Source organism: Nitrosomonas sp. Nm132, from assembly GCF_900100485.1.
GTDB lineage: Bacteria > Pseudomonadota > Gammaproteobacteria > Burkholderiales > Nitrosomonadaceae > Nitrosomonas.
This window is the reverse complement of the sequence record NZ_FNDH01000033.1, coordinates 1-23,005: the sequence shown is the minus strand read 5'-3', so window position 1 is coordinate 23,005 and position 23,005 is coordinate 1. Positions and strand designations below refer to the sequence as shown.

At 44.6% G+C, this 23,005-nt stretch carries 14 protein-coding genes, 1 tRNA gene and 2 pseudogenes; 13 read left to right on the top strand and 4 right to left on the bottom strand.

The features are described from left to right. Position 1: 1 nt before the first annotated feature. Both BLP80_RS11020 and BLP80_RS11015 read left to right on the top strand, forming a co-directional pair. A complete protein-coding gene (locus BLP80_RS11020; RefSeq protein ID WP_090543209.1) occupies positions 2-1,033 on the top strand; it encodes a hypothetical protein in 1,032 nt (343 codons plus the stop codon). After that, positions 1,026-4,145: an AAA family ATPase gene (locus tag BLP80_RS11015; protein ID WP_090543207.1), complete on the top strand. Its 3,120-nt coding sequence runs from the start codon at positions 1,026-1,028 to the stop codon at positions 4,143-4,145. Before BLP80_RS11020 ends, BLP80_RS11015 begins: the two co-directional genes overlap by 8 nt. 55 nt (positions 4,146-4,200) lie before the next feature. Here the strand turns inward: BLP80_RS11015 and BLP80_RS11010 are convergent, their stop codons facing one another. Continuing rightward, positions 4,201-4,569, bottom strand: coding sequence for an Mth938-like domain-containing protein (locus BLP80_RS11010; protein ID WP_090543205.1), 369 nt, complete (start codon positions 4,567-4,569; stop codon positions 4,201-4,203). A gap of 238 nt (positions 4,570-4,807) precedes the next feature. Between BLP80_RS11010 and BLP80_RS11005 the strand changes: the two genes are divergently transcribed. The 8 genes from BLP80_RS11005 (at position 4,808) to odhB (ending at position 15,689) form a co-directional block, all read left to right on the top strand. Further along, positions 4,808-6,043 carry a pyridoxal phosphate-dependent aminotransferase gene (locus BLP80_RS11005; RefSeq protein WP_090543203.1) on the top strand — a complete coding sequence of 412 codons (1,236 nt, stop codon included), beginning with the start codon at positions 4,808-4,810 and terminating at the stop codon, positions 6,041-6,043. Positions 6,044-6,145: 102 nt separating this feature from the next. Beyond that, positions 6,146-7,459, top strand: a complete 1,314-nt coding sequence (locus BLP80_RS11000; RefSeq protein ID WP_090543201.1) for a homoserine dehydrogenase — start codon at positions 6,146-6,148, stop codon at positions 7,457-7,459. 127 nt (positions 7,460-7,586) lie between these two features. Beyond that, positions 7,587-9,002, top strand: a complete 1,416-nt coding sequence (gene thrC / locus BLP80_RS10995) for a threonine synthase (RefSeq protein WP_090543199.1) — start codon at positions 7,587-7,589, stop codon at positions 9,000-9,002. Between the two features lie 120 nt (positions 9,003-9,122). Beyond that, entirely contained in the window at positions 9,123-9,818 is a 696-nt protein-coding gene (locus BLP80_RS10990) for a succinate dehydrogenase iron-sulfur subunit (protein WP_090543197.1), read from the top strand. Continuing rightward, positions 9,815-10,048, top strand: coding sequence for an FAD assembly factor SdhE (locus BLP80_RS10985; RefSeq protein WP_090543195.1), 234 nt, complete (start codon positions 9,815-9,817; stop codon positions 10,046-10,048). The genes BLP80_RS10990 and BLP80_RS10985 overlap by 4 nt, the downstream gene beginning before the upstream one ends. Before the next feature lie 64 nt (positions 10,049-10,112). Continuing rightward, positions 10,113-11,414 carry a citrate synthase gene (gene gltA, locus BLP80_RS10980; protein WP_090543193.1) on the top strand — a complete coding sequence of 434 codons (1,302 nt, stop codon included), beginning with the start codon at positions 10,113-10,115 and terminating at the stop codon, positions 11,412-11,414. Positions 11,415-11,587: 173 nt separating this feature from the next. Further along, entirely contained in the window at positions 11,588-14,446 is a 2,859-nt protein-coding gene (locus BLP80_RS10975; RefSeq protein ID WP_090543191.1) for a 2-oxoglutarate dehydrogenase E1 component, read from the top strand. 13 nt (positions 14,447-14,459) lie between these two features. Further along, a complete protein-coding gene (gene odhB, locus BLP80_RS10970) occupies positions 14,460-15,689 on the top strand; it encodes a 2-oxoglutarate dehydrogenase complex dihydrolipoyllysine-residue succinyltransferase (protein ID WP_090543189.1) in 1,230 nt (409 codons plus the stop codon). Between the two features lie 13 nt (positions 15,690-15,702). Here odhB and dnaE read toward each other — a convergent pair whose 3' ends face one another. Beyond that, positions 15,703-19,242, bottom strand: coding sequence for a DNA polymerase III subunit alpha (gene dnaE / locus BLP80_RS10965; RefSeq protein WP_090543187.1), 3,540 nt, complete (start codon positions 19,240-19,242; stop codon positions 15,703-15,705). A gap of 131 nt (positions 19,243-19,373) precedes the next feature. On the opposite strand from dnaE, the gene yegQ reads away from it, so the two are divergent. Continuing rightward, positions 19,374-20,729, top strand: a complete 1,356-nt coding sequence (yegQ, locus tag BLP80_RS10960; protein ID WP_090543223.1) for a prephenate-dependent tRNA uridine(34) hydroxylase TrhP — start codon at positions 19,374-19,376, stop codon at positions 20,727-20,729. Positions 20,730-20,754: 25 nt separating this feature from the next. Here the strand turns inward: yegQ and BLP80_RS10955 are convergent, their stop codons facing one another. Continuing rightward, positions 20,755-21,732: a hydrolase gene (locus tag BLP80_RS10955; RefSeq protein ID WP_090543185.1), complete on the bottom strand. Its 978-nt coding sequence runs from the start codon at positions 21,730-21,732 to the stop codon at positions 20,755-20,757. A gap of 439 nt (positions 21,733-22,171) precedes the next feature. On the opposite strand from BLP80_RS10955, the gene BLP80_RS10950 reads away from it, so the two are divergent. After that, a tRNA-Val gene (locus BLP80_RS10950) sits at positions 22,172-22,248 on the top strand. 242 nt (positions 22,249-22,490) lie between these two features. Beyond that, positions 22,491-22,619 (top strand): annotated as a pseudogene (locus BLP80_RS16325) (IS5/IS1182 family transposase); the annotation flags it as partial. Positions 22,620-22,663: 44 nt separating this feature from the next. Here BLP80_RS16325 and BLP80_RS10945 read toward each other — a convergent pair. Next, positions 22,664-22,942: pseudogene (locus BLP80_RS10945) on the bottom strand (ATP-binding protein); the annotation flags it as partial. Positions 22,943-23,005 lie beyond the last annotated feature (63 nt).

The following is a 23,005-nucleotide window of genomic DNA, read 5'->3' as shown; positions in this document are numbered from 1 at the left end:
AATGAATTTTGTAAAGCCAATACAACTACAAGAGCTGATATTAATTCGCTTAGCCACATCACCTGATAAAGGACTCGCTACCAGCGAATTACGAAAATCACTCAATCCGTTGTTTGCCAGTCCTCCTTCCATAGATAAATGGTCAAATCAACTAACACGGCTAGTTGAGCAAAATTTGTCACAAAAAATGAATCAGGCTCGGTATTGCATCACCACATTAGGCATGAAATCGGCTTTACAGATTCTGGGAATACTTCCTTCCTCTAACATGATCTACTGGGCAGCCCTGAAAAACTGTTATTTGCTTCCCCTTGCACTCGGACTACCAGCGCCTTCAAATGATCGCGACCGTCATCGTATATCCAGCGCGAACGGACTTCGAGCTCAGGTACTGGCTCAAGTTTACCAACTACCGATAGGACCCTACCCAACTCTGGTTGAGGCACGAGATTATCTGCTCTGGCAACAATTAACTGACCCTCAAGTTTCCGTAATCCTGAGAAATCGGTTATCTACTTCAGATCCCCAACCGTTCACTCAAAATAACCTCATGACATTGCTGCTGAATACCTTGCTAGACTCAACACGAGAACTATCGTGGGAATCTGCACTCAGGCAGCTTGTCGCGAAAGCAACTCATGCCCGACGCACAGATCCCGAAGAAATACGGCTGGCTATTTTCAAAGCAGCTACTACTGAATCTTCTCTATCTACCCTCAAACAACCAGCTGATCTAGAAGCATTTGCCACACAAATAATGGAATCGGCAAACCGCTGCCAGACTGGTAGATTCGGTAAAAATAAAATATTCATCTCTCACGTTTGGAAGCAAATGGGTATCGATAGTAAGCAATCTGGACTGGATTTCAATAAATTTAAGCAACTACTCACACTAGCTAATAACAAAGGGCTAATTAATTTAAGTCGTGCTGATCTAGCTCAAGCTATGAACCAAGAAGATGTGACCGCTTCAGAAACTCACTATTTGACAGCAACATTTCATTTTATACGATTGGAGTCAAATAATGTCTGAGAAGCTAAAAGATAAGCGATTTGATATTTTTTGCTCGCCTATTAAGTTAGATTTATTTCACTCTATCACTCACCATAATCAGATATGGCGGCCAGATTTATACGATGTGAAAATAATACATCGGGAAAGCCGGGAATGCTTTGAGCATTTGTTAAATCGAGTGCATTCTCAGACAAAATCTGACTCAGGCAGAATTCTGCTATTGCTAGGTGAATCGGGAGCAGGCAAGACACATTTGATGCGTGCATTTCGTAATCATACTCATGAGCACGGGTTAGGTTATTTTGTTTACATGCAAGCGAATCCCAACATATCCAAATATGAGCACTATGCCCTTCATCAAGCTGTTGACTCTTTGGATAAGCCTTATTACCAGTTAAATGGAGATTTGAATGGATTTTTGCGTCTATCCAATGCGTTGATCGAGCAAGATGCTATTCCTAAAAATAAAATTCAACACTTACGCAATAGCGAGCTGAGTCAAGAAAATCTAGCAATTTTGATTTCAGAAATTGCAGATATCATTATTAATCAATTTTGCGGACAAGATCTCGATTTGATCCGAGCATTACTTTACTTACAATGTGATAATGCAGCCATTCATGCTAGAGTTTTCAAATATCTCCGCTGTGAACACCTCGTTGAATATGATAGTAAAGTACTGGGTGGCCTCTCATCTCAAGATAATCCATTGAACATGCTGGAAGCACTAGCCAAGTTAATGCTAGCCACTAATTCAGGAGCCTTTATCATTTGTCTTGATGAGCTTGAACGTATCCAGTTAGCAGAAGACGCTAAGGTTAAATTTCCTCTTGCAATAGACACATTGATTAAGCTAGCCGATAAAATTCCAAATTTTATCGGCGTAGTTGCTTGCCTGGTAGATTTTTATGAAACATTTAAAAATACTCTGCAGACTTCTCAGTTAGATCGAATTAGAAGTGATCCTCGCCCATCCACTCTTATTACCCAATGTAATCAGGAGGAAGTACAAGCAATAATAGAAATTCGTTTACAGGATCTATTCAACAATGAAGGAATTGAATTCGACAAAAATGATCCAATATGCCCATTTCCACCAGAAACTCCAGAAAAATTGGCAGGTATGAATAGCCGTAAAGTTCTGGATTGGTGTCGCGAACAACGTGAACAATCAATGATAATAAGGCAGTACCCCAGGCTTCCTAATGACACCGAACCTACCGGTATTGAACCAATTGAAGAACCGGTAATTGATGCTCTTTGGAACAATCACCTGAATAGATCACATTCCGTTCCAGAAAACGAGTTTGAGTTACTGCAATTACTTGCAAGCTCTATTGAACATTGCACAAAAGAACTGAACTACTCACACCAATTTCAGTGCTTATGGCGTCAAGGATTTCTGGATATCGGCATTCAGGACGCCACGGGAAATACCAGCCAACAACTGACTATTGGGTTATGCCAGAAATCATCGCAAGGAGGCTCATTAGCCAAACAAATTGACCAATTGCAAGCGCAAGCAGGCGTACGCAAACCAATCGCCCTTCGCTCAACAGAATTTCCCTCCAATCCACAAACACAGATTGCTAAACGATTGGGAGAATTCATAGCTGTCGGCGGGAAAAAGATTGTGGTTTTTGATTCCGACTGGCGCACCATGGTCGCCATGACATCATTTCGCCTGGAATACGAAAACCACCCAAAATTTTTGGAATGGTTGCGAGCTGAGCAGCCATTGCTCAGTCTACCTTCGTTGCAACAGATCTTAAATATAGAGAATTCTGATCCTCCTCCGCTCCCTGATCCAGTGCTGCCGGTAATTCATCCAACTGACCCATCACTCCTACGAATTGGCTTCACGCAAGGATATCAGCCACGCCCCTACGAAATCAATCGTGCTGAATTGGTTCGTCATGCGGCTTTTCTTGGCAGCCCCGGCAGCGGGAAAACCACATTGGCCCTGAATATCATTGAGCAATTATTGTTACAAGGCATACCTGCAATTTTATTGGATAGGAAAGGCGATTTATGCAATTACGCCCAGGAAGCGGCGTGGCAGACTCCAATAGCAGACTCTGAACGCGCCAAGATGCGTGATAAGCTCCATGCCAAAACTGAAATCGTCATCTATACGCCTGGCACGATAGAAGGTCAGGGGCGCGCTTTGAATATTCCTATCGCACCCAATGGACTGGGGCAACTTCCCAGTGGAGAACGCCAGCAATTAGCCAATCATGCTGCCTTTGCACTGGGCAAAATCATGGGCTACAGAGATTCAGGGCAAGATAAATCCCGTACTGCTATCCTTGGACAAGCAATTGCGCTTTTGAGCGAATTGCAGCCTGACCAAGCTTTATCACTCGATTCGTTGATGAATTTCATTGATAGCGAAGATTCGCTATTACTCAACGCAATTGGTAAGCTTGACTCAAAATTATTCAAGAAACTGGTCGAAAATCTGCAAACATTAAGTTTGACAAATGGCAATCTGTTTTCCCAATATGGAGAATCTCTGACCGCACAAAGTTTGCTCGGGCTTTCGCCTGACACATACACAGGTAAAACCCGTCTAAGCATTATCAACACGGCTTTTCTCGGCAATGATGAAAATATATTATTTTGGGTCGCACAATTTTTGCTAGAAATCAACCGTTATGCAAAAAAATCCCCCAGCGACAAACTCCAGGCAGTCATCCTATTCGACGAGGCTGATCTTTATCTTCCAGCCCAATCCAAACCGGCTACCAAAGACCCGCTGGAAAACTTACTCAGACGAGCACGCTCGGCAGGTTTAGGACTTATGCTTGCCACTCAAAGCCCAGGAGATCTGGATTATAAATCCCGCGATCAGATTTCTTCCTGGTTTATTGGACGGGTCACGCAAAACACGGCTCTTGATAAATTACGCCCTTTGCTCAGCGAAGTGAAAAACGACATTACTAATAAACTTCCCAATCAGACGACTGGAGAATTTTATGCTATTCATAATGGTGAAGTTAGTAGCTTCAAGGCTGATCTTTCTTTAATTCAAACCAAGCAGGTATCATCGGATGAGATATTAAGGTCAGCAAGCAATAAAACGGAAAACTCGCCCCTGTCTCGTTTTAAGACTTTCCTTTTTGGCTGAGAATTATGCGTAAACAAGATAGCTTGCGTATATCCATCCACTCAAAATAATAGAATCAGATGATCAAAGCTGCGGCAACACGCCGGCCTTCTGCTGACAAAATATTGTAGGTTCGGCAGGTTGCATGCGTATCCATCACTTCCAATCCGATTCCTGAAGCAACCATCGCCTTCATCAATTGCAGATCAGGAAAGCGTAGCGTTGCGCCCGTTCCGAGTAGAACGATTTCTGGTTGAAAAGAAAGCAAGCAATCAAAATGGGCTGCTTTCAACTGCGCTACACTTTCGACTTGCCAGTTTTCGATGATATGGTCTGGTAAGACGATCAAATTACGCTCATAGCGCACTTGATTAATCGCCACATAGCCTTCTCCATAACCTGAAAAAACATTTAACCCATCATGCCCGGAAAGATGCAACTTCAATGTAAAACCTCCTGCATATTCATCAATACTCCCCCATTCTTTACATATAGAATATATTAAAGAATAACTTTTCAGTTTATCGCGTTATAGAACAGGTTGCGCAGCAAATATTTATAAATAAGATTATTTAAACTGTTTTTTGTTTTACTTTTTTGCAAAAAAACATGGGTCGGGTAACATTGCATTCCCTTTATTTTTTAATTATCTATTCATTACACGGTAGTTTTTCATATTCATCATGCAACCCATCACAAAATCCAGCAAGCTTGCTAACGTCTGTTATGACATTCGAGGCCCTGTTCTCGATCGTGCCAGACAAATGGAAGAGGAAGGTCACCACATCATCAAACTCAATATCGGCAACCCCGCTTCATTCGGTTTTGAGGCACCCGAGGAAATTTTACAGGACGTGATCCGGAATCTATCCGCTGCTTCTGGCTATTGTGATTCAAAAGGTCTATTTGCTGCACGCAAGGCCATTATGCATTACACACAGGAAAAACGTATTCCTAATGTGCAAATGGATGATATTTATATTGGCAATGGCGTTTCGGAGTTGATCATGCTTGCCATGCAGGCGCTCCTGGAAAACAACGATGAGGTGCTCATACCCGCGCCCGATTATCCCTTGTGGACAGCAGCCGTGTCGTTAGCGGGCGGGGTCGCACGCCATTATATTTGCGACGAACAATCTGACTGGTTACCGGATCTGGAGGATATTCGTGCTAAAATCACACCCAGAACACGCGCCATCGTCATCATCAATCCCAATAATCCAACAGGTGCGCTGTATCCAGTTGGTTTATTGCTTGAAATCATAGAAATTGCCCGCCAGCATCACCTAATCGTTTATGCGGATGAGATCTACGACAAAATACTTTACGATCAGGCAACGCACACTTCAGCGGCCTCACTGGCTGATGATGTTTTATTTGTGACTTTCAATGGTTTGTCAAAGAATTACCGGGCGGCTGGTTTCCGTTCGGGTTGGGCAGTAGTATCAGGTAATAAGCAGCGTGCGCATGATTATATCGCGGGTTTAAACATGCTCGCTTCGATGCGTTTGTGCGCCAATGTACCCGCACAATTCGGTATCCAAACTGCATTAGGAGGTTATCAGAGTATATTCGATCTGACGATGCCGACCGGGCGACTCAAGCGGCAGCGCGATCTTGCCTGGAAGTTGTTGACCGATATTCCAGGCGTTACCTGCTATCGGCCTCAATCAGCATTGTATCTATTTCCACACCTGGATCCGAAGTTTTATCCTATCCAGGATGATGAGCAATTCGCGCTCGATCTGCTGCTGGAAGAGAAAGTGCTGGTAGTGCAGGGAACCGGTTTCAATTGGCCCTATCCCGATCATTTTCGTGTGGTATTTTTACCCAACAGCGATGATCTAACTGAAGCAATCAGTCGCATCGCTCGTTACTTGGATCGCTATCGTAAACGTCATGGCACATACTCAGTGTAATGCCATAGCAGATGGCATTGACTATCCATAGCCCAGAAACGATGGAAAACCCATAAATTTATTTATTTTGTAACGTTTTTTATTTATTTTAAAGATTACAACATGAAGCCCATTAACGTTGGTTTATTAGGAATCGGTACTGTTGGTGGTGGTACCTATACAGTTTTGAAGCGCAACCAGGAAGAAATTGCTCGTCGTATCGGCCGCAACATCGTGATCCGCATCATCGCTGACCGCGATATCGAAAAAGCACGTCGTTTGACCAATGACAGCATCACGGTGACTGCTGATGCATTTGAAGTTGTCTCACATCCCGACATTGATATTGTAATCGAATTGATTGGTGGACTGACTGTTGCTAAAGAGCTGATACTCCAGGCAATTGCCAACGGCAAACATGTGATTACGGCCAATAAAGCCCTGTTGGCGTCACATGGCAGTGAGATTTTTGCAGCCGCCCAGCAAAAAGGAGTGATTGTTGCTTTTGAGGCTGCCGTTGCAGGAGGGATTCCCATCATCAAGGCATTGCGAGAGGGATTGACTGCCAATCGCATAGAATGGATTGCGGGCATCATCAATGGCACCAGTAATTTTATTTTGTCGGAGATGCGCGAAAAAGGACTCGCATTCGATACGGTATTGGCCCACGCGCAAGAACTCGGCTACGCTGAAGCAGATCCTACCTACGATATCGAAGGAATCGATGCTGCCCATAAAATAACCATTATGGCAGCTATCGCTTTTGGCATCCCAGTCAGGTTCGATAAAGCCTATATTGAAGGTATTACCCAACTCAGTAATGATGATATCCGCTACGCTGAGGAACTGGGTTATCGCATCAAGCTTCTCGGTATTACCAAGCGCGTTGCGAAGGGTATCGAATTACGTGTGCACCCTACACTTATTCCCGTTAAAAGGTTGATTGCCAATGTGGAAGGCGTGATGAACGCGATAGTGGTCAAAGGCGATGCCGTTGGCCCGACGCTTTACTACGGTGCAGGCGCGGGAGCAGAGCCAACGGCCAGTTCGGTCATTGCTGACATGATCGATGTGGCACGTCTGCTCACTGCCGATCCTGAACATCGCGTACCCTACCTCGCATTTCCGTCGGATTTACTGTCAGATATACCGATCGTACCGATGGAAGATGTCGAAACAGCATACTATCTTCGCTTACAGGTCATGGATAAACCTGGTGTTCTTGCTGATATCACACGCATCCTGGCTGATTCAGGGATTTCCATCAATGCCATGGTGCAGAAAGAGCATACTGAGGAAGAAGATAAAGTTAATATCATCATGCTGACCCATACAACGATAGAAAAGAATATCAACACCGCAATAGATAAAATTGAGAAACTACCTGTCATGGCAGGGAAGATAGTTCGTATCCGTCTGGAAGAATTAAGCAAATAAAGGATAATGCAAATTTGAGTTGACTCAGTGAGCTTGCACTGACTGAAATTCTGCCGAATTCTTTTCAAAAGCAATCTAGAGTAAAAGCTTATTTCTCCTCCTCTCTCATTACTTTGATCAAAATACTATGCGTTACATCTCTACTCGCGGCGGTATGTCGCCAAGAACTTTTACTGAAATACTGCTTAGCGGCCTAGCGCCGGATGGGGGGCTCGCTATACCAGAAGTTTACCCGAGAATTAGTCCGTCTGAGCTTGAAACATGGCGTCATCTTGATTATCAGGCGCTTGCATTTGAAATACTCTCTCGTTTCATGGATGACATTCCTGCAAATGATTTGCGCAGCCTAATAGCGCGCACTTACACAGCCGAAGCATTTGGCAGCGCAGACATTACTCCCGTTAAAACCCTTGAGCCCGGTTTGCACATTCTGTGCCTGTCTAATGGACCAACCTTGGCATTCAAGGATATCGCCATGCAATTACTGGGAAATCTGTTTGAATATACGTTAGCCAAGACAAATAATGAGCTGAATATTCTCGGAGCAACTTCCGGTGATACTGGCTCAAGCGCTGAGTATGCCATGCGAGGCAAACATGGTGTCCGCGTATTCATGCTTTCACCGTTTGGCAAAATGAGTCGCTTCCAGACCGCGCAAATGTTTTCCTTACAAGATGAAAATATTTTCAATATCGCTATCCGTGGTGTTTTTGATGACTGCCAGGATATTGTCAAAGCGGTCAGTAATGATCATGCTTTCAAACAAAAATACCATATCGGCACGGTCAATTCGATCAACTGGGCGCGCATAGCCGCACAGATTGTTTATTATTTTAAAGGGTATTTTGCAGTTACCCAATCAAATGATGAACAAGTATCCTTTTCTGTGCCATCGGGAAATTTTGGTAACATTTTTGCTGGCCACGTAGCACGCATGATGGGGCTGCCAATCAGGCAGCTGATTCTGGCTACTAACGAAAATGACGTTTTAGATGAATTTTTCCGTACGGGTCTATATCGGCCACGCACCTCCTCTGAAACACACCACACGAGCAGCCCCTCGATGGATATCTCCAAGGCGTCAAACTTTGAGAGATTTATCTTTGATCTGACCGAGCGCAATGCTATGCGGATTAAGGAATTGTGGCAATCTATTGATAAAGGAAATGCTTTCGATCTATTTGGAACGGCTCTGTGGGTGAAAGCAAAAGATTTTGGCTTCGTTTCCGGAACCAGTCATCATGCCGCACGTATTGATATGATCCACAAACTCTATCATGAATACAAAGTTCTGGTTGACACTCATACCGCAGATGGAGTAAAAGTTGGACTTGAGTATCGCGAGCCGGGTGTTCCGCTTATTTGCCTGGAAACTGCGCTACCCACTAAATTTGCCGAAAGTATCAAGGAAGCTGTGGGATTTGAGCCCACACGGCCCGCAGGCTTTGAAAATCTGGAAGACCTCCCTCAACGCTTTGAGGTGATGGATAACAATGTGGATGCAATCAAGACATTCATCTCCCAAAAGATTGAACAGATTTAATAATTAGGTATCGTCCTAAACCACATCAGTCCTTTCAGCTGTATCGGTAATTAACATCGCCCTGCACCTGCTATCTTTATCGGCGGATATTAATTGTTCAGAAACAGAGGAGCTTTAATCATGCGATTCTCAATTAGCCGCTATGATCCTGATAAGGATGACAAACCATACATGCAGGATTACGATATTGAACTAGAGTCAACCGATAAAATGTTATTGGACGCCTTGATCCACATCAAATCCAAGGATGACAGCCTTAGTTTGCGTCGTTCCTGCCGGGAAGGTGTATGTGGTTCCGACGCGATGAACATCAATGGGCGTAATGGATTGGCCTGTATCACACCGATTGCCAGCCTGAAGGAACCGATAGAAATCCGTCCCCTACCCGGACTGCCGATCATTCGCGATTTGATCGTGGATATGACACAATTTTTTAAACAATATCACTCGATCAAACCTTATTTGATCAATAATGATCCTCCCCCAGAAACCGAGCGATTGCAATCACCCGAAGAAAGGGCCGAACTGGATGGGCTTTATGAATGTATCCTGTGCGCCTGCTGCTCCACAGCATGCCCCTCGTTCTGGTGGAATCCTGACAAATACGTCGGTCCTGCCGGCTTGCTGCAAGCTTACCGTTTTCTGGCCGATAGCCGCGATCAAGCTACATCTGAACGGCTGGATTATCTAGAAGATCCCTATCGACTGTTTCGCTGCCACTCCATCATGAACTGTGTGGATGTTTGCCCGAAAGGATTACATCCAATGAGCGCGATTAGTAAAATAAAAAATTTGTTGGTGAAAAAAACGGTATGAAACAGCAAGAACGCCTCCGCTGGCGTTGCCGGCGTGGCTTGCTGGAACTGGACATCCTGTTGCAGCGCTTTCTGGATAAACACTATGCGCAATTGGATGAAGTGCAGTTAAAAACGTTTGAAACATTGCTGTCACTCCCTGATAATGATCTGTGGGATATAATTTCCTCCAAAAAGGAAGTAGCAAGCGAAAACTTGAAGCCATTGTTAAAGCTTCTTCAGCAAAGTTAGGCAAACCAACCTAATGCTCCTTGATATACAAAAACGTGTAGATCCTCTAACCATGGAGATAGATATGTCTGAACAACGTACAGCAACCCTGCTGCTTGGCAAGAATAGAGAATCGATTGAGCTCCCGATTGTGTCGGGAAATATGGGCCCGGATACGATTGATATTCGTATGCTCTATGCCAAGAGCGGTATGTTCACCTATGACCCTGGTTTTGTTTCCACTGCAAGTACTAAATCCGCCATCACATTTATTGATGGTGATAAAGGGGTTCTTCTCTATCGCGGCTACCCTATTGAACAGCTAGCAGTGCAATGCGACTTCATGGAAGTCTGCTATTTGCTACTTAATGGAGAATTACCCTCCGAAGAGCAAAAAACTCAATTTGTTCATGCTATTAAAAATCATACAATGTTGCATGAACAACTGGTCAAATTTTATACGGGATTTCGGCGAGATGCTCACCCTATGGCGGTCATGGTAGGAGTAGTGGGTGCCTTGTCAGCCTTCTACCATGAAGCGATGGATATCTCAGATGCGGTTCATCGTGAACAATCAGCCTTTCGTTTGATCGCCAAACTGCCCACTATTGCAGCAATAACCTATAAATACAATATAGGACAACCCTTCATTTATCCACGCAACGATTTAAGCTATACCGCAAACTTCCTGCACATGATGTTTGCTACCCCAGCCGAAAATTATGCTCCCAATCCGATTATCGTAAAAGCATTAGATCGTATTCTAATTCTTCATGCCGATCATGAGCAAAATGCCTCAACCTCCACTGTACGTCTGGCAGGCTCCAGTGGTGCAAATCCGTTTGCATGTATTTCTGCTGGTATCGCCTGTTTATGGGGACCTGCGCACGGAGGCGCAAATGAAGCATGCCTTAATATGCTGGAAGAAATTGGCGATGTTTCGCGTATCAATGAATATATCAAACGAGCGAAAGACAAGAATGATCCTTTCCGGTTGATGGGATTCGGTCATCGGGTATACAAAAATTTTGACCCACGCGCAAAGCTTATGCGTGAAACCTGCCATGAAGTGTTGAACGAAATGGGGCTACACAATGATCGCCTTTTCAAACTTGCATTGGAGCTGGAGAGAATCGCATTGGAAGATGATTATTTCATCACAAAAAAACTTTATCCTAATGTCGATTTTTACTCCGGCATCATCCAGCACGCTTTGGGTATACCGACTTCTATGTTTACCGCAATTTTTGCGATGGCCCGTACAGTTGGCTGGGTTGCTCAATGGAATGAAATGATCGCTGATCCCGATCAAAAAATAGGACGTCCCCGTCAGCTTTATATTGGAGTTCCACAGAGAAACATACCATCGAAAGAAACTGACAAATAGTAAAATCACTTTAAATCCCAGAAATAAATTTAATGTACAAAAATGTAAGGATCATAAAATTGGGCTGATATCATTAGAATATAGGCCGATCAGCAAGTAGAATGGATCGTGTTGTACAGGCACTTTTTCTATTTTAATGTGTTGTCATCTTTTTAAATCAAATGAGTCCGGTCATGATGAAACAACTCCTTGAGAACTCAGCCCTATTTGGCGCTAATGCTCCTTTTATCGAAGATCTCTATGAAAAATATCTCAAGAACCCGGACTCGATAGCCGCAGAATGGCGTAGTTATTTTGATTCACTGCAACAGACTCTGACGATAACTACTCGAGATATCCCTCATACCCCCATCATTGAATCATTCGTGCAGACTGCACGATCTCCTTCTTCAGAGAAGAATCTAGCGCAGCTCCAAAAAAGTGCTATTCCGTCAATTCGAGATGAATCCAAGGAACGCAAACAAATAACTGTTTTGCAGCTTATCAACATGTACCGCTTTCTCGGTGTACGTTTGGCCCATCTTGATCCGCTCAACCATCAGCAAGTATCCGATGTTCCAGAGCTCGATCCAGCTTTTTATGAATTGACTGAAGCCGATATGGAAACAGTCTTTAATACGGGTTCATTGGTAGGTCAAGAACACGCTTCATTGCAGGAAATTTTACAGATACTCCGGCAAACATACTGCGGCACGATTGGTGCAGAATATATGTACCTTACTGATTTAAAGCAGAAACGCTGGATACAGAATCGCCTGGAGGGTCCGCGCTCCCAACCCAACCTTACTGCTGATTACAAACGGCATATCCTTGAGCGCCTTACCGCCGCAGAAGGTCTAGAAAAATACCTCCATACCCGCTATGTCGGACAAAAGCGTTTTTCCGGCGAAGGAAATGAAAGTTTGATTCCTTTATTGGATAAATTGCTGCAGCACGCTGGAGAAATAGGCGTGCAAGAGATCATCATTGGCATGGCACATCGAGGCAGACTTAATGTACTCGTCAACACGTTAGGTAAAATGCCCTCAGATTTGTTCCTGGAATTCGAGGGAAAAAAAGTGCAAACGTTGACTGCAGGCGATGTCAAATATCACCAGGGTTTCTCCTCCGCTGTCATGACACCGGGAGGGATCGTATATCTTGCGCTCGCGTTTAATCCATCCCACCTTGAAATCGTTAATCCTGTAGTAGAAGGCTCTGTTCTTGCCCGTCAACATCGTTTACATGATAAAAATGGAGAGTTAGTCATTCCTATTCTGTTACATGGCGATGCAGCCTTTTCAGGGCAGGGGGTGGTGATGGAAACATTAAATTTGTCGCAAACACGCGGTTATGGCACAGGAGGAACCGTCCATATCATTATTAACAACCAGATCGGCTTTACCACCTCCGATCCCCGTGACAGCCGATCCACGCTTTATTGTACCGATGTGGCAAAAATGATCGAGGCCCCTATTTTCCATGTCAATGGTGACGATCCTGAGGCTGTGGTCATGGTGACAGAAATTGCTTTGGACTTTCGCATGCAGTTTCACAAGGATGTCGTGATTGATTTGGTTTGTTTTCGCAAGCAAGGTCATAATGAGCAGGACGAGCCGATGGTCACACAGCCATCAATGTACCGGATCATTAATAAACATCCGGGGACACGCAAGTTTTACGCGGATAAGCTGGAAGCAGCAGGCATTATCGAAGTCACTGAGACAGAGGCTATGGTCAAAGCCTATTATGACGCAATGGACGCGGGTCACAATCCCAATAAAACCATCCTCTACGACTATAAATCGCCTCACTCGGTCAATTGGGTGCCCTTCCTGAATCCCGGCAAATGGAATCAACCGATAAAAACAGAAATACCCATTGATGAATTAAAGCACTTGGTGGAACGGCTCACTGATATTCCGGCAACCTTTAAATTGCATCCGAGGGTTGAAAAGATCATTGCCGATCGGCGTGAAATGGGAAAAGGAAACTTGCCACTGGATTGGGGAATGGCTGAAAATCTAGCTTATGCCTCGCTTTTGAAAGAAGGCTATCCAATTCGTTTTTCCGGACAAGATAGTGGACGAGGCACATTCTTTCATCGTCATGCCGTGTTGCATGACCAAAATCGCTTACAGGAGCAACGGGAAGATGGCACCTATGTGCCCCTCCGCTATATCGCAGCTAAGCAGTCTGACTTCACCATTATCGATTCAATGCTCTCGGAAGAAGCAGTGTTAGGTTTTGAGTATGGCTATGCAACGGCACAACCGAATAGACTAGTCATCTGGGAAGCACAGTTTGGTGACTTTGCTAATGGCGCGCAAGTTGTAATTGACCAGTTTATCACCTCGGGTGAGGCTAAATGGGGACGTTTATGCGGATTGGTCATGATGCTTCCACATGGCTATGAGGGGCAAGGACCTGAGCATTCATCGGCTCGATTAGAGCGATTTTTGCAATTATGCGCGGAATATAATATTCAGGTATGCATCCCCTCCACGCCTGCACAGATCTTTCATTTGTTGCGGCGACAGATGATTCGTCCGATTCGCAAACCGCTTATTATCATGATGCCCAAAAGCATGCTAAGGCATAAAGAATCAGTATCGTCACTAGAAGATCTCGCTCATGGTCAATTTCAAGCCGTCATCCCTGAAGTAGAGAATCTCGATACTGATAAAATAAAACGAATCATTACCTGTAGCGGAAAAATATATTATGAGCTCTCTGCCTATCGCCGTAAGCAAGGCATTACAGACATGGCCATTATCCGGCTCGAGCAACTCTATCCCTTTCCACACGAAAACTTTCAGGCGGAAATAGATCGTTACCCCAATACTAAGGAAATTATCTGGTGTCAGGAAGAACCAGGCAACCAGGGAGCTTGGCACCGTATTCAGCACTACATCCTCAGGCATAAACGACCCGAACAGATTCTTGGCTACGCTTTACGTCCATCATCAGCCTCACCTTCAGTAGGTTATCTGGCATTGGATAGATTTCAGCAAAATGAACTAATTGAAGCGGCATTCCGGGATAAAATTTAAAAAGGAAACGATTATGTTAATCGAAGTCAAAGTACCTCAATTGTCTGAATCAGTTGCTGAAGCCACTTTAGTTTCCTGGCACAAACAACAAGGTGAGCTTGTCAATCGTGGTGAAAATCTTGTTGATATTGAAACTGACAAAGTTGTACTTGAGCTACCTGCTCCCAAAGGAGGCATCCTGGCCGAAATCATTAAAGGTGATGGCGCCACAGTGGCGGGCGGCGAAGTGATTGCTAAAATAGAGACAGAAATGCATGATGTTAAAGTTCGTTCCGAGGCTGTCGCTATTTCTGAAACAAAACCCACTTTCACTGAGACGATAGTAAAAGAAACTGAACATGTAACATCCAGGCTGATGCCAGCAGCTAAGAAGGTTGCTGAAGAGAACAATCTCAGCCTGGATGAAATCAATGGTATCAGTGGCACAGGACGCGATGGTCGTATCATTAAGGAAGATATCCTGGCTTATCTCAAAAACAAAGCTATCGCTTCTCAAGCAAACACCGAACTGCCTGAGACACGTGCTATGACGGCTACCGGTAATCGACCCGAGCAACGCGTGCCTATGACCAGGCTACGAATGCGTATTGCTGAACGATTGATTCAATCCCAGGCGACGGCCGCCATTCTGACGACCTTCAATGAAGTCAATATGCAAGCGATTATGGATTTACGAGTACGCTACAAAGATACGTTTGAAAAAGAACATGGCGTTAAACTCGGTTTCACCTCGTTCTTTGTCAAGGCAGCTGTTGCCGCACTGAAAAAATTTCCCATTATCAATGCTTCGGTAGATGGCAATGAAATCGTTTATCATGGGTATTACGACATCGGTATCGCTGTTGCAAGCCCGCGTGGACTGGTCGTTCCGATCATCCGTAATGCTGATCAATTATCACAGGCAGAAATAGAAAAGCAAATCGCTGATTTCGCCCAACGTGCGCAAAATGGTAAATTGACCCTCGAAGAATTGACTGGCGGCACCTTTTCCATTACCAATGGAGGTATCTTTGGATCGATGCTTTCCACACCTATCATTAATCCACCGCAAAGTGCGATTCTAGGTATTCATGCGACCAAGCAGCGCCCTGTTGTTGAGAATGGTCAAATCGTCATACGCCCTATCAATTATCTGGCGCTCTCTTATGATCATCGCATCATCGATGGCCGCGAAGCTGTCCTCTCGCTGGTCGCGATCAAGGAAGCACTGGAATACCCGGTCAGTCCATTATTTGGGGGATGATGAGCAGGACTACTCAATAAATGATCTCAATACTCTCTGTTTGAAGGAAGGTAGATAGCAATTCAATCAGCATGTCATCTAGATGAACATGCCAGGCATCACCTAATTCTATCTCACAGATTGCATACTGATTTCGGTAAATGATCGACACAGGACAGTAGGAATAAAGGTGACTTTCTGCACCTTTACTTTTGGATAGACTATCTTGCCGGCAAGGTGTAAGTAACTCTTTGAGCCTCGCCACATTGACCAGATCGGATGCTATGGCTCCGTTAATCAGGAGCTTTATTTTCTTTGCATAGCGCGAACGGGCAATCGCAAGATTATAAAGCTTGTCAGCAGTAATGCGAAGCTCTCCATTGTTTCCCATAGCGTTGCTAATGGTGACCTCGGCAATCAGAAGTTGATCTTCTTTTAGCCAGTCACTGTGCATACGAAATAATTCGTTATAAACCACCATCTCCACACGGGCATGGCCATCATCCAGCACAATGATCGCCATCTTCCCCCGTCGCGTCATCTGGGTACGTACAGAATGAATCACACCGGCAATCAACTGATAATCACGTTGCGGACTTAACCGGTCCAGCTGGGTCCGCACAAATTGGCCAAGCTCTTTTGCATAGCTCGAAAAAGGATGTCCGCTGAAATAAAACCCCAACCCCAGCTTCTCATTCTGCAGCATTTCCTTTTCTGACCATTGGGGGACATTGACTAAGGCTGGGTGTTGCAAGCTATTTTCAATCTCCCCAAATAGGCTGGTCTGATGAATTGATAGACTACGTTGCTCGGCAAATTCAATCGCAATACCCACTGACGCTAGTAATCCTGCACGATTATGATCGTTCCCATCAAATGCACCGACACGAATGAGCGATTCCATAACACGGCGATTTACCACTCGCCGATCAACCCGGCAACAGAAATCAAATAAATCAGTAAATGATCCACCTTGATTACGCGCTTCAATAATCGCCGAGATAGCTCCCTCGCCCGTTCCCTTCACGGCCCCCAAACCATATCGAATGGTTCGATCATCAATGGGGACAAAACGATATTCGGATAGATTGATATCCGGCGGTAAAATCATCAGTCGATTGGCCTGGCAATCTTCGTAAAACACATTAATCTTATCAGTATCATTCATTTCTGCCGACAAACATGCAGCCATAAACTCTGCAGGATAGTGTGTTTTAAGATAAGCTGTCTGGAAGGCAATTAAAGCATAAGCCGCTGCATGTGATTTGTTAAAACCGTAGCCCGCAAATTTTTCCATCAAATCAAAGAGCGTAATCGCATCCTGTTCGCCCAAACCATTCTTGATTGCACCCGCCACAAAAATGTCGCGTTGCTGCGCCATTTCCTCTACCTTTTTTTTGCCCATCGCACGCCGCAATAAATCAGCACCACCGAGGCTATAGCCGCCAATCACCTGAGCAATTTGCATCACTTGCTCCTGATAAATCATAACGCCATACGTTGGCCCGAGAATAGGCTCAAGTCGCGGATCCAGATATTCCACACGTTTACCGTGTTTACGCTCAATAAATTCAGGAATCAAATCCATTGGGCCCGGCCGGTAGAGTGCTACCAAGGCAATCAAATCTTCAAATCGATCAGGTCTCGCTTTCTGGAGCAGATCCTTCATGCCACGTGATTCAAATTGAAAGATTCCGACTGCATTGCCTTTTCTCATCAACACATACGTCGCGGCATCCTCTAGAGGAATATGATTCAGAGAAAAATGTTGATTCAGTGATGGTGCCAGCTGTTCAGCCTGGAGGCCAGCATTCTTCCCCCCCTTTTCAAGGTATCGCTGCCGGATATCGCTGACTGCCCTGTCGAGAATAGTCAGGGTACGCAGCCCAAGAAAATCAAACTTAACCAGGCCGACTCTCTCGACATCATCCTTATCAAATTGACTGACTACTGAATCACCCGAATCTGCACAATATATCGGGCAAAAATCGGTAATTTTACCAGGGGCGATCAGCACACCTCCCGCATGCATCCCCACGTTACGAGTCAGTCCTTCCAGATGTTCCGCCAGCTCCAGCAAATTACGCACATCCTCTTCCTCTCGTGCACGCTGCTCCAGCTGAGGTTCGATAGCGCGCGCCTTTTTCAGCGTCATGCCAATCTCGAATGGCACCAGTTTGGCTAATTGATCGACAAAGTTATAAGGCAAATCCAGCACACGGCCAACATCACGTACAACGGCTTTTGCCGCCATCGTGCCAAACGTGACAATTTGTGAAACACTTTCTTCGCCATATCGCTGCTTCACATACTCAATGACGTACTCACGTCTATCCTGGCAAAAATCGATATCAAAATCCGGCATCGATATCCGTTCGGGATTCAGGAAGCGCTCGAACAACAAATCGTAGCGCATTGGATCAAGATCAGTAATCCCAAGTGAATAAGCCACCAGAGAACCAGCGCCTGACCCTCGCCCTGGTCCCACCGGCACATCATTCTGTTTGGCCCAGTTAATAAAATCAGCAACGATTAGAAAATAACCCGCAAACCCCATCTGAATAATGGTATTGACTTCAAAATTTAGTCTGGCCTGATATTTCGGCATTTGGGAAGCATAGATCGCAGCATCCGGAAACAGGACACGCATGCGCTTTGCTAACCCCGATTCTGCTTGCTCACGTAAGTATTGCTCGATACTAACTGCACCTGGTGTTGGAAAAAGTGGCAAGCGGTTAACGCCTAGTTCAAACACGACTGTGCAACGTTTAGCAATTTCCACACTATTGGCAAGCGCAGATGGAATATCCGCAAACAGCACCTGCATTTCTGCTTGTGTTTTAAAATATTGCTGCTCGGTAAAATGACGAGGACGCCGACGATCACCCAGCACATACCCCTCGGCAATACATACTCTGGCTTCATGAGCTTTAAAATCTTCGGGTTCTAAAAATTGCACTGCATGAGTTGCCACGACAGGTAATTGCAATTTAGAAGCCAACTGCAGCGAATTGCGTACACAGTTTTCCTCGTTCGCATATCCGCTTCGCTGTAGCTCGATATAGAATCTCCCCGGGAACAAATCTGCCCATTCCTGAGCCAAGGCTTCAGCAGCGATTAAATTATTTTGTGATAGATGCCATCCCATCTCGCCATCATGAGCACCTGACAACAGGATCAGCCCGTCTGTCCCACCTTCATTAGCATGAAGCCAGGATTTTTTTAATTCAGCTCGGCCACGGTATAAATTCTCACGATAAGCCCGCGACAGCAAACGGCACAATAATAAGTAACCAGAATAGGATTGGCATAGCAATAAAACACGGGTAGGCTTATCACGATCTGTTTCATTACTGATCCAGGTATCACACCCCATGATGGGTTTGATACCTTTTTTACAAGCACTTTGATAGAATTTGATCAATCCAAAGAGGTTAGTAAGATCTGTCAATGCCAATGCTGGCATGTTATCTGCCACTGCTTTCGATAAGACTTCATCGATACGAACGATACTATCGATGATGGAATACTCGCTATGCAGGCGTAAGTGGATAAAAGAAGGGTCGGTCGGCATGGTGCTACAATAAAGCTAGCTATTCAATCATTTCCAGGATTATGCTTGGAAATGATTCAGCTATTAATCGGCGTTACTCGTGTATGCGTGCTTCTGCACATCGATCAAAAATTTATCTCTCATTTTACATTATGCTAAATATCCCTGAACTTTTACTCCCCGCCGGCTCATTAGAAAAAATGCGTATTGCTTATGCTTATGGTGCTGACGCGGTTTACGCTGGTCAACCACGTTACTCTCTGCGTGCCCGCAACAATGAATTTTCTTTGGAACAATTATGTGCCGGAATTACAGAAGCGCATGCACTAAACAAAAAGTTCTTTGTCACGAGCAACCTCATGCCGCATAACGCGAAGGTAAAAACCTATATGGCTGATATGGCGCCAATCATTGAACTCAAACCTGATGCGCTGATTATGGCAGACCCTGGGCTCATCATGCTGGTCAGAGAAAAATGGCCAGATATTCCTATTCATCTCTCCGTTCAGGCCAATACTGTCAATTATGCTGCGGTGAAATTCTGGCAGAAAATTGGATTAACACGCGTCATTTTATCACGTGAACTATCACTGGACGAAATTACTGAAATTCGCCAACTCTGTCCAGATATGGAACTCGAAGTATTTGTTCACGGCGCATTATGCATCGCCTACTCAGGTCGATGCCTGTTATCAGGCTATTTTAATCATCGCGACCCAAACCAAGGCACCTGCACCAATTCCTGTCGATGGGATTATAAAGTCAAGTCAGCGGAGGAAAATGCAATGGGTGACATTCAGCCTGTACAGAAAATTGACTTCGACTTCAACCAAGCATTATTGCAACAACCTGACACAAATGATGCGATCAGGCGGCATCCTGCTGCTGATCATGTTTATCTGATTGAAGAAGGAGAACGGCCAGGTCAACTGATGCCCATCATGGAAGATGAACATGGTACCTATATCATGAACTCTAAAGATCTGCGAGCAGTAGAACATATCGGACGACTCGTCAAGATGGGAGTAGATTCCCTGAAAATCGAAGGGCGAACCAAATCAGCCTATTATGTTGCGCGCACTACCCAAGTTTACCGTAAAGCGATAGATGATGCGGTAGCCAATCGCCCCTTTGATCCCGTACTACTTGGTCAATTGGAAGGTCTTGCCAATCGTGGTTATACGGACGGCTTCTATCAGCGACACCATAGTAATGAGACACAAAATTACTTGCGTGGCCATTCGGAATCAAATCGCAGCCAGTATGTGGGAGATGTTACGATCGTCGATAAAATCAGCGGCATGGCTGAAATTATGGTAAAGAATCGCTTCGAGATTGGAGATCGCTTGGAGATCATCCATCCTTCCGGCAACCAGGTAATTCAGCTAGAACATATGCAAAATCTCGATGGCATGACAATCCACGTCGCCCCTGGCAGTGGCCATCGAGTCAGAATCCCTCTAAAGGGGAGTATCGAAAAAGCCTTTGTGGCAAGATTCTTATCTTGACTCGAAAAAATCCGTTTGAGGATAGTTACAAATATTCATACCGTTTGAAAAACTCAATGATCCGTTGAGGAAGCCACCTGAGCTGACCAGGGAAGATTCCTTGCATGAATCCGACATGCCCACCTTGCTCAGGAAATTCCAATATTACCATGGGCGATACCTTTTCCTGAGTTGGCAATACATGAGCCGGCATGAATGGATCGTTTCGTGCATTAATAACAAGGGTAGGAACCTGAATATGTTGAAGCCAAGGCTTACTGCTTGATTTGCTCCAATACTCGTCTGCGTCACGAAAACCATGTAACGGCGCCGTGACATGGTTATCAAATTCATATAGTGTGGCAGAAGCTGCAACCGCCTTCGCATCGAGCAAACCCGGAAAACGCTTGTGTTTTTCTAATGCTTTACGCTTTAAAGAACTCAGGAAATGACGGGTATAGAACTGGTTAAAACCTGAATCAAGCGCTTTTCCAGCAGCAGCTAAGTCAAGCGGAGCGGAAACTGCAACAGCAGCTGTAATCAACTTGTTTATTTGCCCACCTTGTTCGCCCAGCCATTTCAATAAAGCATTCCCTCCGAGTGAAATGCCAATCACGTAAAATGGCATGCCTGATTTCTGCGACTCACATTGATGCAATACCCGCCGCAGCATCCAATCTATCTCCATTGAATCACCTGCATGGTAAGCACGTGGCAAGCGATTAGGTTGCCCAGAGCAGCCACGAAAATGAATAACCGCCCCACGCCAATTCTGCTCCCGTAACTGATTCATCATACTAAGCGCATAATGGCTGCGAGAGTTGCCTTCAAGCCCATGAAACATGACCACTAGCGGCTTATTCAAAGCACCTTCGAGCCAATCGATATCGACAAAATCACCATCATCAAGCTCCCAGCGCTCACGCCGAAAAGCTACGTGCGATGATGGATTGAGAAAATAAGGATAAATGGTTTGTGCATTACCACCTAATAGCCATTTGGGAGCAATATAATTAGAGTTCATTCAGTTTCAGACATTCAGAAAAATAAATATCGTACTCATTCAGCAATGCGTTTTTCAAAATTGATCCCACATGAAAAAGCCTGAATGATTAAATAGTGAAAAATACAAATCATATACCGCAAGATCAGAAATATGCAAAATGATGAAGGATAGGATAGTGATTACACCCTCATCATGCAGTCCCTTCTTGCCAAATTCTCATCTAACCTAATTCTAATGGATGGAAAAAGTTATGAACTATAAAAAAAGATATAAAGGAGATCTCATTTTTTACCTTTAAAAGTATTTCTGATCGACAAATAAATATTGGTTATTTTGCTTCTGATCGTGTCGATCACTCTGATCAGAATAATTTATAAGCTTCAAAACTCCCAAAAAACCATTATTTTTAACTTATATTTGAACCGATTCGGTGTTTCAGTTAGAATCTTGCATTCGTAGGCGCGTAGCTCAGTTGGTTAGAGCATCACCTTGACATGGTGGGGGTCGTTGGTTCGAGTCCAATCGCGCCTACCACATATTAATCCTAAGAAGCCTATAATAGCCCGAAAAGCCTTATCAGATAAGGCTTTTTTCTTGTTTAATCCTCCTTGGCAGTCCATCAGAATCCATTTGAATCCGATATAAATAGGGGGGTACATTTGGGAGCATATCGTTTTTTGTTTTAAAATGTACCCCCAGATTGTCTTTTTTACTTAATTTTCTAAGAGCCTGTTCAAAGTCTTTTGGTTTGACGGAAAAAGTGTGATACTTGCAGGATGAGAACACGTTATCCAAGCGATATCAGTCGCGAACAATTCGAGCAGATTCGCTCGCTGCTGGAAAGTGCGCGCAAGAAGACCAGTCCGCGTCGAATCGATTTATACGAAGTATTTTGTGCGGTGGTGAAGCAGACTTTATAACCGGCATCGATGGCTTTCAAGCCAATCCCGATAGCCAAGTGAGTTTTGCCGACACCCGGTGGGCCGATAAAAACCACATTCTCCCGGTTGTCGATAAAACTGAAGTCCAGCAGACTGTTGATTTCCCGTTTGCTGATGGTGGTCTGGAAACGGTAGTCAAATTCTTCCAGGCTTTTGTGCAATGGAAAGGCGGCACGTTTTCTGTTTTGTTCAATGCGCTTGCTGTTACGCTGGTTGTGCTCATGCACCACGAGCGCTTCAGCAAATTGCAGATAGGAAATATCATTGGCTTGGGCCTGACTGAGCAGTTGTTCAAGTTGTTCAGCGATACCTGACAGACACAGGCCGCGGTATTTTTGTGCAACGCTGTT